Source organism: Bradyrhizobium sp. CCBAU 11430 (assembly GCF_028128855.1).
Lineage (GTDB): Bacteria > Pseudomonadota > Alphaproteobacteria > Rhizobiales > Xanthobacteraceae > Bradyrhizobium > Bradyrhizobium ottawaense.
In genome coordinates this window covers 489,880-504,616 of record NZ_LBJV01000003.1, presented here as the reverse complement: position 1 = coordinate 504,616, position 14,737 = coordinate 489,880, and the positions used below count along the sequence as shown (strand labels likewise).

At 66.7% G+C, this 14,737-nt stretch carries 13 protein-coding genes; 3 read left to right on the top strand and 10 right to left on the bottom strand.

The window, feature by feature from the left end; translation table 11 throughout:
• Window positions 1–67: 67 nt before the first annotated feature.
• From XI04_RS02335 to XI04_RS02305, 7 genes are all read right to left on the bottom strand, one after another.
• On the bottom strand, window positions 68–721 hold the full coding sequence (locus tag XI04_RS02335) for a response regulator (RefSeq protein WP_212477461.1): 654 nt from the start codon (window positions 719–721) through the stop codon (window positions 68–70).
• Entirely contained in the window at window positions 718–4,263 is a 3,546-nt protein-coding gene (locus tag XI04_RS02330; RefSeq protein WP_271608769.1) for a hybrid sensor histidine kinase/response regulator, read from the bottom strand. The genes XI04_RS02335 and XI04_RS02330 overlap by 4 nt, the downstream gene beginning before the upstream one ends.
• A gap of 149 nt (window positions 4,264–4,412) precedes the next feature.
• On the bottom strand, window positions 4,413–5,903 hold the full coding sequence (gene mctP, locus XI04_RS02325; RefSeq protein WP_271611387.1) for a monocarboxylate uptake permease MctP: 1,491 nt from the start codon (window positions 5,901–5,903) through the stop codon (window positions 4,413–4,415).
• Window positions 5,893–6,069 (bottom strand): DUF3311 domain-containing protein, encoded by a 177-nt coding sequence (locus tag XI04_RS02320; RefSeq protein ID WP_028143295.1) that lies wholly within the window; start codon window positions 6,067–6,069, stop codon window positions 5,893–5,895. Before XI04_RS02320 ends, mctP begins: the two co-directional genes overlap by 11 nt.
• 358 nt (window positions 6,070–6,427) lie before the next feature.
• Window positions 6,428–7,300 (bottom strand): MlaD family protein, encoded by an 873-nt coding sequence (locus tag XI04_RS02315; protein ID WP_028143296.1) that lies wholly within the window; start codon window positions 7,298–7,300, stop codon window positions 6,428–6,430.
• Window positions 7,301–7,342: 42 nt separating this feature from the next.
• Complete coding sequence (locus XI04_RS02310; RefSeq protein WP_212477431.1) at window positions 7,343–8,113, bottom strand: ABC transporter ATP-binding protein; 771 nt, start codon at window positions 8,111–8,113, stop codon at window positions 7,343–7,345.
• 2 nt (window positions 8,114–8,115) lie between these two features.
• Window positions 8,116–9,249 carry an MlaE family ABC transporter permease gene (locus tag XI04_RS02305; RefSeq protein WP_028143298.1) on the bottom strand — a complete coding sequence of 378 codons (1,134 nt, stop codon included), beginning with the start codon at window positions 9,247–9,249 and terminating at the stop codon, window positions 8,116–8,118.
• A gap of 134 nt (window positions 9,250–9,383) precedes the next feature.
• Between XI04_RS02305 and dgcA the strand changes: the two genes are divergently transcribed.
• Complete coding sequence (gene dgcA / locus XI04_RS02300) at window positions 9,384–10,379, top strand: N-acetyl-D-Glu racemase DgcA (protein ID WP_212428656.1); 996 nt, start codon at window positions 9,384–9,386, stop codon at window positions 10,377–10,379.
• Here dgcA and XI04_RS02295 read toward each other — a convergent pair.
• On the bottom strand, window positions 10,349–11,545 hold the full coding sequence (locus tag XI04_RS02295) for an MFS transporter (RefSeq protein WP_028143300.1): 1,197 nt from the start codon (window positions 11,543–11,545) through the stop codon (window positions 10,349–10,351). The genes dgcA and XI04_RS02295 overlap by 31 nt on opposite strands.
• Window positions 11,546–11,620: 75 nt before the next feature.
• Here XI04_RS02295 and XI04_RS02290 point away from each other — a divergent pair, with 75 nt between their 5' ends.
• A complete protein-coding gene (locus tag XI04_RS02290) occupies window positions 11,621–13,060 on the top strand; it encodes a hypothetical protein (RefSeq protein ID WP_271608771.1) in 1,440 nt (479 codons plus the stop codon).
• 215 nt (window positions 13,061–13,275) lie between these two features.
• Here XI04_RS02290 and XI04_RS02285 read toward each other — a convergent pair whose 3' ends face one another.
• Window positions 13,276–13,635 (bottom strand): hypothetical protein, encoded by a 360-nt coding sequence (locus tag XI04_RS02285; RefSeq protein WP_038971722.1) that lies wholly within the window; start codon window positions 13,633–13,635, stop codon window positions 13,276–13,278.
• Window positions 13,636–13,784: 149 nt separating this feature from the next.
• On the opposite strand from XI04_RS02285, the gene XI04_RS02280 reads away from it, so the two are divergent.
• The gene (locus XI04_RS02280; RefSeq protein WP_028143303.1) at window positions 13,785–14,168 is read left to right on the top strand and encodes a glyoxalase; all 384 of its coding nucleotides are present in this window, start codon (window positions 13,785–13,787) and stop codon (window positions 14,166–14,168) included.
• On the opposite strand, the gene XI04_RS02275 is transcribed toward XI04_RS02280, so the two are convergent.
• The gene (locus tag XI04_RS02275) at window positions 14,165–14,608 is read right to left on the bottom strand and encodes an RbsD/FucU family protein (protein WP_028143304.1); all 444 of its coding nucleotides are present in this window, start codon (window positions 14,606–14,608) and stop codon (window positions 14,165–14,167) included. The two genes, XI04_RS02280 and XI04_RS02275, sit on opposite strands and share 4 nt — an antisense overlap.
• Between the last annotated feature and the right edge of the window lie 129 nt (window positions 14,609–14,737).

Genomic DNA, 14,737 nt, shown 5'->3' with positions numbered 1-14,737 from the left:
AAGGCTCGCCAATCGCACGACGAAAAACGGAGGCCTCGCGGCCTCCGTTTTGTTTTGCGGGAAGAGCTCAGGTCGCGTTGGGCTGGCCGAACGACAGCCGCTCGGCGAGGACGGCGGCCTGGGTGCGCGAGCCGACACCGAGCTTGCGCAGGATCGTCGAGACGTGGCCCTTCACGGTCTGCTCGGCGATGTCGAGCTCGCCCGCGATCTGCTTGTTGAGCTTGCCCTCCACGATCATCGCGAGAATGCGCAGCTGCTGCGCCGACAGCGAGGCCATGCGCGCGGCGAGTTCGACATCGGCGCTCTGGATCGAGCCGCGGCCGCCGACATTGGGCGGCATCCAGATCTCGCCGGTGAGAATCCTGGTGATCGCCTCGGCCATCTCGGGCAGGCCGAGCGATTTCGGGATGTAGCCTGAGGCGCCATAGGCGATGGCGCGGCGGATCGTGGTGGCGTCCTGCCGGGCCGAGATGATCGCCACCGGCACAGTCGGGAATTGCGCCGACAGGATGAACAGCGCGGCAAATCCCTGGATGCCCGGCATGGTCAGATCCCAGAGGATCAGGTCGATCTCACCCGACTGGGCCGTCAGCACGCCGATCGCCTCGTCCAGTGACTGGCAGGCAATGACGTCGAGATCGGGCAGCACGGCCGACAGCGCGCTGCGCAAGGCGGCCTGCACCAGCGGATGATCATCGCCGATCAGGATGCGCATCGTCAGGAAGTCCTCTGTTTCGTCCCGAGCTGCCGGCTCAAGGCTTCGCTGCCGAGGAAGCGCCGCAGCGCCGCCGGCTTGACCGGCTTTGACAGGATCTCGCAGCCGCGCGCCCTCGCCTCCTTGCGGACCGCTTCGCTGCGATCACCGGTGACGACCAGGGCGCGAACCTCGCGGCCCGCCTTCTGCCTGAGTTCGTCGAGAAAGTCCAAGCCGCTGCGGCCGCCATCGAGATGGTAATCGAGCAGCACGACGTCCGGCACGTCGGCCGCCGCCGCTTCCATCGCCCCGGCGGCGTCTGGTGCGACCAGCACGCGATGTCCCCAATCACCGAGCAGCGCCGTGAGGCCGTCGAGGATGGTCGCGTCATTGTCCAGGCACAGGATCGTCAGAGGCCGCTCCGCCGCCACCGGCGCGGCAATTGCCGGACCGCGCTGAAGCGGCTGGCCCGGTCCGCGCGCAAGCGGCACCGTGACGGCAAAGCACGAGCCATGTCCCGGACGCGAACGGACATCGACCGCATGGCCCAGCAGCCGCGACACGCGATCGACGATGGCGAGCCCGAGGCCCAATCCCTTCTCCGATCCGGGCGCGAGGCGCTGGAACTCCTCGAAGATGCGCTTCTGGTCCTCCGCCGCGATCCCGACACCGGTGTCCCAGATCTCGATGCGCAGCGCGCTGCCCCGCCTCCGGCAGCCGAGCAGGATGCGCCCCCTCGGCGTGTAGCGAAGCGCATTGGACAGCAGGTTCTGCAAGATCCGGCGCAACAGATGCGGATCGCTGCGCACGGCGAGGCCGCAATCGACGACGCGAAGGACGAGCCCGCGTTCCCGTGCCATCGCCGAGAACTCGACGTTCAACTGCACGAAGAGGTCGGCAATCGGGAAGTCGAGGACCTCGGCGCGAACGGCACCGGCATCGTAGGAGGAGATGTCGAGCAGCCTGTCGAGCACATGCTCGGTGGAGCGCAGCGCCGTGACCGCGCTGCTCGCCAGGGCGCGCTCCTTGTCGGCGTCAGCCGTGCGCGACGAAACACTCAGGCTCTCGTCGAGCGCTGACAGGAACAGACGGGCCGCGTTCAGCGGCTGCAGCAGATCGTGGCTGGCCGCGGCCAGGAAACGGGTCTTGCCGAGATTGGCCTGCTCGGCCTCTGCCTTGGCCTGTTCGAGCGCCTCGGTCCGCTCGCGGACGCGCAGCTCGAGCCCCTCATTGGCGCGTCGCAGGGCTTCGGCGGCCCGGTGGCGCTCGGTCACGTCGGTATAGGTCGAGACATAGCCGCCCTCGGCGGTGCGGTCATAGACGATTTCGAGCACCGTGCCGTCCGGCCGCTTGCGCTCGTAGAGATAGGGCCAGATCTGCGTGGCGACGTCACGGTTGACCAGGAGCGCTGCGAATTCGGAGGCGGCATACTCCCCCCGCTCGACGTTGAAGGCGATCAGCTCCGCCAGCGGAAGCCCCACGCGCACGAAATCCGGCGGCAGGTCCAAGAGCGCGATGAAACGGCCGTTCCAGGCCGTGATGTTGAAATCGGCGTCGAACGCGCAAATGCCCTGCGGCACGCTCTCGAGCGTGCTCTGCAAGAGGCTGCGGTTGAAACGCAGTGCCTCCGAGGCTTCGTCGAGCATCGCCATCGCCTCCCGCCGCGACAGCGAGTGCCCTTCGAGCGACGCCGCGATCACCACCCGCGCGGATGCCGCACCGATCGCGCCGGCGAGCAGGTTTTCGGTGAACCGGATCGAGTCGAGATCGACGAGCCCCGACGGATCGAGGCGCGGCCCGGTGCCGGAGACACGAGCGGCAAGATAGCCGTCAAAGGACGCCGCACCGCGCTCGGCGCCGACAAAACGCAGCGCCAGCGCCCGGAGATCGTCGAGACGGACCAGCACGCGCGAGGACAGCTTCGGGATCGTTTCGCGAACAACACCGTCGGCGAACGCGGCAGCCTGGTTGCGCTCGACGGTCGATTGCCGTCCGAACGCCGAAAACACTAGGAAGCAGACGAGATTGGCACCGAGACTCCAGAGCGTGGCGTGCGAGATCGGATCGATACCTTCGAGACCGAACAGCGCGTTCGGCTTGAGCCAGCCGAGTTGCCAGGGGCCGTTGCGAACGATCTCCGCGATCCCAGGCCAGAGCGGCGCGGCCGAGGGCAGCAGCAGCGTATAGGCCCAGATGCAGAAACCCGCCGCGATCCCGAGCGAGGCGCCGGCCTTGTTGGCCCGCGGCCAGAACAGCCCTCCGACGAATGCCGGGCCGAATTGCGCGACCGCGACGAACGACAGCAGACCGATCACGGTGAGCGGATAGGACTGGTTGACCAGACGATGCATCAGATAGGCGAGCAGCAGGATGCCGAGGATCGAGAACCGGCGCACCGCGACCAGGACCGAGGTCATCGGCCGGCTCCGCGCGCGCAGGCCGAAGACGCGCGAGCGCAGCAGCAGCGGCATGATGACGTCGTTGCAGAGCATGGTGCTGAGCGCGACGGATGTCATGATCACCATGCCGGTTGCGGCCGACAGCCCGCCGAGGAAGGCGATCAGGCTGACGGTGCTCGCATCCGCAGCGATCGGCAGCGAGATGACGTAGGTGTCGGGGTCCATCATTGCGCCGAACCGGGTCAGCCCGGTCGCAGCGATCGGCAGGATCAGCAGGCTGAACAGCGCGAGATAGGCCGGATAAAGCCACGCTGCGGTGCGCGTGTGGCTCGGGCTCTCGTTCTCGACGACGGCGACATGAAACGCCTGCGGCAGGCACAGAAAGGCGATGCCTGAGATGATGATCGTCGCTGGCCACACCGGCTGCGTCGGATCGAAGCTCAGAATCCCCGCCAGTTGCGGCTCGGATTGAAATTGCGACAGCAGTGCGGCCGGCCCGCCCGATAGTCCGAACAGCACGAACAGCGCGACGATCAGGAAGGCGAGCAGCTTGACGACGCTCTCAAAGGCGATCGCGAGCATCAGGCCGCGATGATGCTCGCTGGCATGGACGTGCCGGACGCCGAACACGATCGCAAACAACGCCATCGACGCCGCCACGCCGAACGCCGAATCCTGCCAGAACCGCAGGGCCTCGCCGCCTGCGCGCTCAGGCTGGAGGATCAGATAGTCGAAGCTCTTGCCGACGGCCTTGAGCTGGAGCGCGATATAGGGAAGCACGCCAAGCACCGATGCGAGCGTCACGAAGGCCGCCAGCACCTGGCTCTTGCCGTAGCGCGCGGCGATGAAGTCCGAGATCGAGGTGACGTTCTGCGCCTTGGCGATCGCGATCACCTTGGACAGGAGCCTCTGGCCGAACAGCAGCACCAGCGTCGGGCCGATATAGATCGTGGCGAAGTCCAGCCCGCTGGTGGCGGCACGCCCGACCGATCCGTAAAAGCTCCACGAGGTGTTATAGACCGCAAGCGTCAGACAATAGCTGATCGCGGCCGTCCAGGAGTTTGGCAAGACCAGCGGCCCACCGGCGCTCCGCCGGTCGCCCCACCAGGCCACCAGGAACAGCGTGGTCACATAGCCGGCAGCGACCGCAAGAACGAACCACGCCTGCAAGACATCCTCACCCGAGACCGTCAGATCCGCCCGCGACGAGCGGGGTCGGAGCAAGGGCAGATACTAAAACGTTTTCAATCGCATGAAAGACTATTCATTCCGGCGAGAGCGGCGGCCGGAGGATCGCCGGCCGCCGCTCGCAGGTCACCTCAGGCCGCCTCGCGGGAGAGCCGCTCCTGCGGCGTGCGCTTGAGCACCAAATTGACCGCGACGGCCACCACGATGTTGAGCGCGAGCGCCAGCAGACCGGTGTAGATCGCAACCGGGCCAGCACCGAGGTCAATGCTGTGCAGCGGCTTCAAGCCGTCCGACCATGCCAGCCAGGATCCGCCTGCAAGGCCGGCCGCCCAGCCGGCCAGCAGCGCCGTGCTCGAGAACCAGTTCAGATAGAGACCGAACACCAGCGCCGGCAGCGTCTGCAGGATCCAGAGGCCTCCGAGCAGCTGCAGGTCGAGCGCGAACTGCGTCGGCATCAGGAGGATGGCGAGCAGCGCGCCGACCTTCACCAGCATGGAGGTGATCTTGGCGACCTTCGCCTCACCTGCCGGCGTCACCTTCGGATCGACCCACACCTTCCAGAAGTTGCGGGTGAACAGATTGGCCGCGCCGATGCTCATGACCGCGGCCGGCACCAGTGCGCCGATCGCAATCGCGGCGAAGGCAAAGCCCGCGAACCAGCTCGGGAACAGCATCTTGAACAGCTCGGGCACGACGTCGTTGTTGCTGGCGAGCTTGAGGCCCGCAGCATGGCCCATGTAGCCCAGCACCGCGAGCAGGCCGAGCAGCAGCGTGTAGGCCGGCAACAACATCGCATTCTTGCGGATCGTGTTGCCGCCGGACGACGCGAAGATGCCGGTCAGCGTGTGCGGGTACATGAAGGCGGCGAGCGCCGAGCCCAGCGCCAGCGAGGCATAGGGCACGATCTGCGCCGGCGACAGCAGGATGCCGCCCGAACCCTTCTTGGCGAAGGCCGCATCCGCCGCGGTGAAGATCGCACCGTAGCCGCCGAGCTTGGACGGCACGATCGCGATCGCGGCGATCACCACGATGTAGATCATGATATCCTTGACGAAGGCGATCAGCGCCGGCGCGCGCAGGCCCGACGAATAGGTGTAGAGCGCCAGCACCAGGAAGGCGAGAACGAGCGGCACTTCGCCGTGCAGGCCCAGCGCCTTGATCGCCACCTCCATGCCGATGAGCTGGAGCGCGATGTAGGGCATCGTCGCCAGCACGCCGGTGGCGGCAACGGCAAGCTCGAGCCCACGCGATCCGTAGGCGCCGCGCACCACGTCGCCGGCTGTGACGTAGCCGCGCTCCTTGGCGACCTTCCACAGCACCGGCATCACCGCGAACACGAAGGGATAGACGATGATGGTGTAGGGAAGCGCGAAGAAGCCGTAGGCGCCGACCGCGTAGACCAGCGCGGGAACGGCGATCACGGTGTAGGCGGTGTAGAAGTCGCCGCCGACCAGGAACCAGGTGATCCAGGTCCCGAACTTGCGGCCGCCGAGGCCCCACTCGTCGAGATGGGCGAGCGTCTCCGGCTTGCGCCAGCGCGAGGCGACGAAGCCCATGCCGGTGACGAGGACGAACAGTGCGAGGAATACGGCGAATGCCGCGCTATCGACATTAGTCAGCACGGCGCGCGCTCCTGTAAACGATGTAGGTGAGGAGCGAGGTCAGCGGCACCCAGGCGAGCTGATACCAGTAGAAGAAGGGAAAGCCGAACAGATGCGGCTCCCCGATATTGTAGAACGGCACGATCATCAGGCCGATGAACGGCAACAACAGCAACAGGCGTACCACGCGCTCTCCTCCCCTGTGTGTGAAGTCGACGCGCTTTTTCGTGAGCGCGACTTGAGCGCGATATAGCGGACAATGACGGCCAGCCCCTCCCCCTACCTTGGCTCGGCCAGACCCCCATACTTTCGTATCGGCCCTGTCATTGCGAAGAGAGGTCTAACCCGTCACCCTTATTGAGGGATGACGGAATCGATAACGGGGCGGACACGCCAATCGTCGTTGCGAGGAGCGAAGCGACGAAGCAATCCAGATCGTCCCGCAGAGACAGTCCGGATTGCTTCGCGGAGCCTGTCATCGGTCCGCGCTACGCGAACCCGTTGGCTCGCAATGACGAGTGGAGAGGTCCGTGGACGACGCGCTGCTACCGCCTGCGCTCCGGCGCGGCCGGCCTCGGCGGCTCGGGCGGCGGAGGCGGTGGGGCGCTGCTGTTGCTGGCGCCGAACAGCACGCGGGTGGGGTTGCGGTCGAAATTGTTCACGGCGCGGCTGATGTCGCCGAGGGTGCGGCGGCCGTCGCTCATCAACGCGCCGGAGCGCTTGTCGAAATCGTCGGCCAGCTCGCGGATCGACTTCACCGCCTGGAACAGCTCGCCGCCGTCCTTGCCGCCGGCGAGCGTGTTGAGGCCGAGCATGAGGTTGTCGGCCTTGAGCATGACGCCGTCGACCTTGGCCATGACGCCGTCGATCTTCTCGGAATTGCGCGCGAGCGAGTTGGTGAAGGTCTCCAGATTCTTCAGCGAGTTCTTCACCGATTCCTGATTGTCGGCGACGATCTTGTTGATGTTCTGCAGCGTGCCGCGGATCGCCTCGGTGACGTCCTGGAGCTTGTTGGGGTCGGCCGTCAGCGTCGGGATGCCGTCCTGGTCGAGCGGCGGCGGCGCCGCGGCCTCGTCTCCGCCCTTCAGCGAGATGGCGGCGACGCCGGTGAGGCCCTGGAATTCGAGGCCGACCAGGGTGTCCTTGCGGATCGGGGCGTTGTTCTCGATCATGGCGAGTGCGACAACCCGCCGCGGGTTGTCGAGCTTCACCGAGACCACCTCGCCCACCCGGATACCGTTGAAGTTGACGCTACCCCCGTTGCGCAGGCCCGCCGCCGGGCCCTCGAACACGACGCGCAGGGGGCTGCGCTGCTTGGTGGTGTGCAGCGACTGGAACCAGAGCACGAAGCCGATCGCCGCGGCGATCACCGCCAGCGTAAACGACCCGATCAAGACGTAGTTTGCCCGCGTTTCCATCAGGTGCTCCGGCTACTCATCACAGCTACTCAACCCCGCCACTCAACCCATGACCGCGCGGGCGCGCTTGCCATGGAAGTATTGCCTCAGCCAGGGATGCTGCGAGGCCTGCATGTCGGCGATCGACCCTGCCGCTATGATCTTACCGTTCCCTAAAACGGCGATGCGGTCACACGCTGTGTAAAGGCTGTCGAGGTCGTGGGTTACCATGAAAACGGTGAGCCCCAAAGTGCGCTGGAGCGTCCTGACCAGCTCGTCGAAGTCGCCAGCGCCGATCGGATCGAGGCCCGAGGTCGGCTCGTCCAGGAAGACGAGGTCCGGATCGAGCGACAACGCGCGCGCCAGCGCGACGCGCTTGATCATGCCGCCGGAGAGCTCGGACGGGAAGCGCTCGGCAACCTCGGGCCTGAGGCCGACCATGGTGAGCTTGGCCATGGTGATCTCGTCCATCAGCCGCTGCGAGACCCGAAGATATTCGCGCATCGGAAACTGGATGTTCTGCCGCACGGTCAGCGAGGAGAACAGCGCCCCCTGCTGAAACAAGACGCCCCAGCGCCGCTCCACGTTGCGGCGCTGCGACGTGTTGGAGGAATCCAGGTCGACGCCGAACACCTCGATGGAGCCCGCGACCTTCGGCACGAGACCGATGATGGTGCGCGTCAGCACCGACTTGCCCGCACCGGAAGGGCCGACGAAGCCCAAGATCTCGCCGCGCCTGACGTCGAGGTTGAGGCCGTCGAGCACGCGCGTGGAGCCGAACTGCACGGTGATGTCGCGCACGCGGATGATCGGATTTTGGATCTCGGGAGCCATCGTCACATCCCGATCGAGGCGAAGAAGATGGCGAACACGCCATCCATGACGATGACGAAGAAGATGCCCTTCACCACCGAGGCCGTGGTGTGCTGGCCCAGCGATTCCGCGCTGCCCTGCACGGCGAGGCCCTCGACACAGGCGACGATGCCGATCACGGCCGCCATGACCGGCGCCTTGACGATGCCGACGATGAAATGGTCGATCGAGATGGCGTCGCGCAAACGAAGCAGGAAGGCCTCGGGCTCGACCCCGCCATAGAGCCAGGCGACGAGACCGCCGCCATAGAGCGCGGCCATCGCGCCGAGGAAGGCCAGGATCGGCAACGCCAGCACCAGCGCCATCATGCGCGGCAGCACCAGCACCTCGATCGGGTCGAAGCCCATGGTGCGCAACGCGTCGATCTCCTCGCGCATCTTCATCGAGCCGAGTTCGGCGGTGTAGGCGCTGCCCGAGCGGCCCGCGACCATGATCGCGACCAGCAGCACGCCGATCTCGCGCAGCACCAGCACGCCCAGCATGTCGACCACGAAGATGTCGGCGCCGAAGCGGCGGAAATGAAAGATGCCCTGTTGGGCGATGATGCAGCCGATCAGGAAGGTGATCAGCACGATGATCGGCACCGCGCGCCAGCAGACCTGCTCCATGTGATGCACGGTCGAGGTCAGGCGAAACGAGCGCGGATGGATCAGGACGCGAAATCCTGCCGCGAGCACGGCGCCGAGCATGTCGACGAGACCCGCGACCGTGCCGCCCACGCCGGCCACGGCCCGGCCGATCTGCTCCAGCATGCCGGTGATGGTCACGGTGCCGCCGTCGACCACGGCCGTCGCCCTGACCCGCCGCACCTCGTCCACGAGGCTGGAATAATTGGCCGAGAGACCCGCGATCTGCGCCTCGACGGCGCCTTGGGTCAGGCTGCGGCGCAGCCGCTCGATCAGCCAGGCGCCGAACGTGTCGAGCTTGGCGACTTCGGAGACGTCGATGAAGATGCTTTGCTGGCCGCCGGCGAGCTTCTCGGCGTCGGCCACCATCCGCTCCAGGACCGGCGCGAAGCTGGCCGTCCACGTCCCGGTGGCGCAGAGTGCCAGCGCGTTGCCCTTGGCAATCCGTTCCAGCTTCGGATCGCTATTCAAGATGTCCGCTCCCGTGCCGGGGCGGAGAAAATCAGATAGTTGCGCACGCGCCCTTACCCAGAGAAGGTATCCCCAAGTGGTTAATGTTAGTTGCTAGAGGTAACTAGCAGGTTCAGATTTCGCCAGAGTTCAAAATGACTTCCATGAAATTTGCTGCCCTGGCGGCGCGAATCGAGCGCTTCCCGATCGCGGGCAGCTTTACCATCAGCCGGGGCGCCAAGACTGAGGCCGTGACTATCGTAGCGGAGGTAACCCGGGACGGGCTGACCGGCCGCGGCGAGTGCGTGCCCTATCCCCGCTATGGCGAGACGCCCGAGGCGACGCTGGCGGCCATCCAGGCCATGCAGCAGGCCGTCGCGGACGGGCTGACGCGGCAAGCCCTGCAGGCCGCCATGGCGCCCGGTGCGGCCCGCAATGCCCTGGACTGCGCCCTGATCGACCTGGAGGCCAAGGCGGGGGGCCTGCGGGCCTGGAACCTGCTCGACCGCCCGGTGCCGGGCGAGCGCACCACGGCGTACACGATCTCGTTAGGGACCCCCGAGGCCATGGCGGCCGCCACCGCCAAGGCGGCGCACCGGCCGCTGCTCAAGATCAAGCTCGGCGGCGACGGCGATCCCGAGCGGATCGCCGCGGTGCGCAAGGCGGCTCCCGAATCCGAGCTGATCGTCGATGCCAACGAGGCCTGGACCGAGGCCAATCTGGCGCACAATCTCGCCGCCTGCGATGCCGCCGGCGTCACCCTGGTGGAGCAGCCGCTGCCGGCCGGCCGGGACGAGGCGCTGGCACGGATCAAGCGCCCGCTCGCGGTCTGCGCCGACGAGAGCGTGCATGACCGCTCCTCGCTGGTCCCCTTGCGCGACCGCTACGACGCCGTGAACATCAAGCTCGACAAGACCGGCGGCCTCACCGAGGCCCTCGCGATGGCGGACGCCGCGCAGGCGCTCGGCTTCGAGATCATGATCGGCTGCATGGTCGCAACCTCGCTGTCGATGGCCCCCGCGATGCTGGTGACGCCACAGGCGCGCTTCGTCGATCTCGACGGCCCCTTGCTGCTGGCGCGCGACCGCGATCACGGCCTGCGTTACGATGACAGCCTCGTCTATCCGCCGGACGTTTCGCTCTGGGGCTGAGGCTTGAGCCGGTGCCGCGCCGACCAGATCAGAAGCGCGCCGGCCGCCGCCATCGCAGCCATCACGTAATACAATCCATCGCCGATGCGGGCGTAGATCGCACCTGACGCGATCGAGGTCGCGGCGCCGAGCAGTCCGTTGCACGCGGCGTAATAGCCCTGCCCCCGCGCGATCTGATGCGAGGGCACGCGCTGCACCAGGAGATTCATCGTGCCGACGATGGTCATGCCGAAGCTGAGGCCGTGGCCGAGCTGGACGATCGCCAACAGCGCGAGCGGCGGCTCATTGGCAGTGACGATCCAGCGCAGCACGGCGCTGAGACCCCCGATCGCGATCATGGTGGACGGATGCAGCGAGAAGCGCGGCGACAGCGCGAACACCACGATCTCCGCGATCACGCCCAACGTCCACAGGCCCGCGATCGTCAGCCCACTGATCCCATGGAGCTGCCAGTTGATGGCGGAGAAGGTGTAGTACGCGACGTGGCTGCCCTGAATCAGCGCGGCCGAGACGATGACGGCCCAGAAGCCGGCATCGCGCAGCAGCGCCTTGCCGGCATGCCTCTCCGTGGTTTTGCGCCTGACATCGTCCAGCGGCTGAAGCAGCAGGCCGGCGGCGACCGCAACGACGGCCCATGCGACGATGACCCAGATCAGGTCGCGCGCGGCGATGTGGTCTACGAGATAGCCGCAGGCGAGCGAGCCGGCGGCGAAGGCCGCCGAGCCCCACAGCCGCAAGGGTCCGTAATCGAGCCCGTAACGAGCGACGCCGCGCAACGCATAGGCATCGGTCAGCGGCATCGTCGGCGTCCACATCATGCAGGTCAGCGCGTAGATCAGGAACAGCGCCAGCGGCTGCTGCTGCAGGCCGACCGCCGTAAAACCGATCGCGGTCGCCAGCACCGACACCATCATGCCGGCGCGAATGGCATGTCGCTTTTCGGCGAAGGACGTCACTTGCGGCAGCGTGGTGAAGCGCGTGATCGCCGGCAGCGCATTGATGAGGCCTATCCAGGCCGCGTCGATGCCGATCGCCTTCAGCCACACCGGAAAGAACGGCAGATGCGTGCCCGAGACCGCGAAGACGGCCGAATAGAACAGGGCGAGGCTGACGGCGAATCGCCGTTTCGCCGATGCTGGCGTGGGGATTTGTGATTCGGGTGCCATCAAACCAATTGCGATTCGGTCGATATCGTGGTGATCGTTACTGTAACGCGCGGTGATTTGCGCGACGAGATCGCAATGGCCAACGAAGCATTCGCCCTTTCGCCCATGTCTGCCCGCGCGGCCGAGCCGAACGAGCAGGATTACGACGCGATCCGCGAAGCCTTCATGGAGACGGCGCGCGGCCGCTGGTTCCTCGGCGAATACGCCAAGCGCAACCGCAACGCCGACACGAGCATGGTGCTCGACGCGGTCGCGAAAATCGAAGAAACCCTTGCGGCACAGCGGCAACCCGTCGTCGAGGACCGCCTGCCCGAAGCCCTGATCGAGATTCGCCGCGCGATCCGCGAGGCCGAGACGATCGCCATCGCCGCCTTCGATCCCGCCGCGATCGAGACGAGCCTCGCCGCGATTCCGCGCGGCGTGCGCATCATCAAGGAGATCTCCTGGCGCTGGCGCGAGATCGGTGCCGACGGGCGAATCTGCGACCTCATTGATTCGCAGCTCGCCTCGATCGAAGCCGCCTGCGGACAGATTTCGACCATCGACCCCCGCGTCGAGCTCAAAGCCGCATTCGATCTGCTCAGGGATCGGGTCGAGCAGACCGACGGCGACGCAACGCCGCAGGCGGCGGCTCCCGCGTCCGCTCCGGTGCAGGAGGCGCCGTCATTCGCCGCCGAAGCTCCGCCTGCCGAGACCGCGCCCGCTGCGATGGCGAGCGAAGCACCCGTGGCCTTTACGGAGCCACCGCAGGATCTCGCCGAGGCTGCCGAGCCCGAAGCAGCCGCTGACGCGACCGTCGCCACCGAAGGGTTCGCCGAGGCGGAACAGGCAATGGACGCGGCTGTTACGCCGGCGATTGCGGCCGAGAGCCAGATGGCTGTCGAGAGCACCGCGCTCGACCAAGCCGCGCCTGAAGACGTCGCGCACGAAGCCGTCTCGTTCGAAGAGCCGGCCCCTGAACCCGTCGGCTTCGCGGAAGTCGCTGACGCGTTCGCGCTCGATGCAGCCGCGCAAGCCGAGGACGACGCCGTGCTCGAGGCCATCGCGCTCGAGATGGCCGCGCCCGATCCTGATTTCGACGAGATCATCGCGCCGGTCGAGATGGAAGCGGCCATTGCGGAGTTGATGGTGGCGGAGGCCGCAGCGCCCGATGCCGCGGAGCTTTCCGAACCGATCGCGGAAGAGCCGGTCGTCGCAGCGGTGGCGGAGGAGCCCGCCGCCCACGCGCCGATCGCAATGGATTCGCTCGCGCGCCTCACCGACGCCATTGCGGAGGCCGCCGCCGAGGTGATGGAGCAGCAGGCCCCGGCCATGGCCGCGACGGCGAATTTCGCCGCAGCGCCGACAACGTCGCTGCCCACGCCCACGCCCTTGTCTGCTTCCTTGCCCGAGACCTCGCTCGGCGCTACCATCCTCGCCAGCGGCATCCTGCAAAAGCCCCGCGCGCCGGCCAACGATCCCCTCGCCCCGATCCGCCGCATGACCCAGGCCGAGAAGATCGCGTTCTTCTCGTAAGGGGGAGCATCGTGTCCCGGACAAGCTGCAACGCGCCAGCGTTGCAGCGCAGAGCCGGGACCCAGAGGCTATGCTCTCCGCTGCCACATGGGCCCCGGCTCAGCAGCGCACCGCTGAAGAAGCGCTGCGCTGCGTCCGGGGCACGAGTAAGCGAGAAGGCGCGCACACTTTCTCCGCATCGTCATTGCGAGCGCAGCGACGACGCGATCAGCTGGTCACCCGCAATTCCACACCGCCCCAATCGGCGTGCGCGTCCAGCACGGACCAAAACTGCCGCCATTGTAGCGGCCGCCGTTGAAGCCGGGGCGGCCGAAATAGTGCCACTCGCCGTCCCAGCGGTAATATTGCGGCACCGGGTCGATGTACCAATGGCGCCGGTCGGCGCGCGACATTCGGCGCATCGCTTCCTTTTGCTTGTAGAGCGGAATGCTGTTGCTCAGCGGCTGACGATAGCCCGGCAGGAAGCCGTAGCCCTTCCAGACGGGCTTGGGACGCTTTTGAACGGGCTCAGCGGACGCCACAGTCGGCAGCAGCGATAGGATGATGGCAACGAATAGACACACAAAGCGGGACATGGAGAAACCATAGACAGTCAGTTCCCGCCGCGCCATTCAAATTCGAGTGCGGGACGTTTCGCCGCTTCTGCCGAGCGGCCGCTCTCGATAAGCTCGCAACGCGCAGCGTGAACGCGGCGCGGACCGCTTGCATGTGCCGGAGTGACCGAATGCCTGAGAGCCCGCGCGTCGGCGCCTTTGCGATCGTTCCCAGCAACGATCTTCCCGCCGCAATTCCGTTCTGGGAACGGCTCGGCTTTGCGCGCATCGGCGGCGATGCCGGCTATGTCATCATGAGCGGCTGGGGATGCGAGGTGCATCTCACGCAAGCCGGCGATGGCCCGTGGCGCGTGCCGGAGCACAATCCCTTTGGCATTTTCATTCGCACGCCCGAGGTCGAGGCCATTGCCGCGCGCGTGGACGATCTCATCATCCGGCCCGGCGGCGTGCTGCGCCACCGCGAATGGGGCATGTATGAAGTCGGCATCAACGGCCCCGACGGCCTTCTCGTCCGGGTTGGCTGGCCGTCGGAGCTGATGCGCCAATCCGGCTAGCCGATCACGCCCTTCCTGATCAGGAAGCAGCCGTAACCCCTGCTGTCCCCCACCTGCACGACACCAAACCCCGCCGCCGCCGCGCGGTAAAAATCCGGACGCGAGAGCTTGCCGGGAGCAACGGCGCGTCCGACCGCACGCTCGATCTCGGCCAGCACGGCGCGCTGCACGTCGGGCACGCGGTCGGGATCGTCGACCGGCGCCATCACGCGCACCGGGTCGGGATCGAAATCGTCGAGCGGATAGAGCGTCATGATGGCTCGGACGGCCGTCTCCATCGTCATGCCCGGCAGCTGGATCAGGCGCTGCGACGAGGTGCTGCGGGCGATGTGCGTGGCCGGGTGGTTGGCGTCGACGACCACGAGATCGTCGCCGTGGCCCATGGAGGCCAGCAGCCAGAGCAGGTCGGGCGTCAGGATCGGATCGATCGATTTCAGCATGTGACGGCAGTTCCCCTTATCGATCGCTCACCATAGCAGGTTCCGAGCGTGATTCAGATCACGCAAGGCCACCATGGTGAGGGGGATCACGGACCTCAAGCTCGAACGCGGCGAGGCTCCCCGGCAACC

What these genes read in the sequence shown, in the direction of transcription:
- XI04_RS02315 (WP_028143296.1), bottom strand. Translation starts at nt 7,300, where the DNA reads ATGGAAACGCGGGCAAACTACGTCTTGATCGGGTCGTTTACGCTGGCG.
- XI04_RS02310 (WP_212477431.1), bottom strand. Translation starts at nt 8,113, where the DNA reads ATGGCTCCCGAGATCCAAAATCCGATCATCCGCGTGCGCGACATCACC.
- dgcA (WP_212428656.1), top strand. Translation starts at nt 9,384, where the DNA reads ATGACTTCCATGAAATTTGCTGCCCTGGCGGCGCGAATCGAGCGCTTC.
- XI04_RS02295 (WP_028143300.1), bottom strand. Translation starts at nt 11,545, where the DNA reads ATGGCACCCGAATCACAAATCCCCACGCCAGCATCGGCGAAACGGCGA.
- XI04_RS02290 (WP_271608771.1), top strand. Translation starts at nt 11,621, where the DNA reads ATGGCCAACGAAGCATTCGCCCTTTCGCCCATGTCTGCCCGCGCGGCC.
- XI04_RS02285 (WP_038971722.1), bottom strand. Translation starts at nt 13,635, where the DNA reads ATGTCCCGCTTTGTGTGTCTATTCGTTGCCATCATCCTATCGCTGCTG.
- XI04_RS02280 (WP_028143303.1), top strand. Translation starts at nt 13,785, where the DNA reads ATGCCTGAGAGCCCGCGCGTCGGCGCCTTTGCGATCGTTCCCAGCAAC.
- XI04_RS02275 (WP_028143304.1), bottom strand. Translation starts at nt 14,608, where the DNA reads ATGCTGAAATCGATCGATCCGATCCTGACGCCCGACCTGCTCTGGCTG.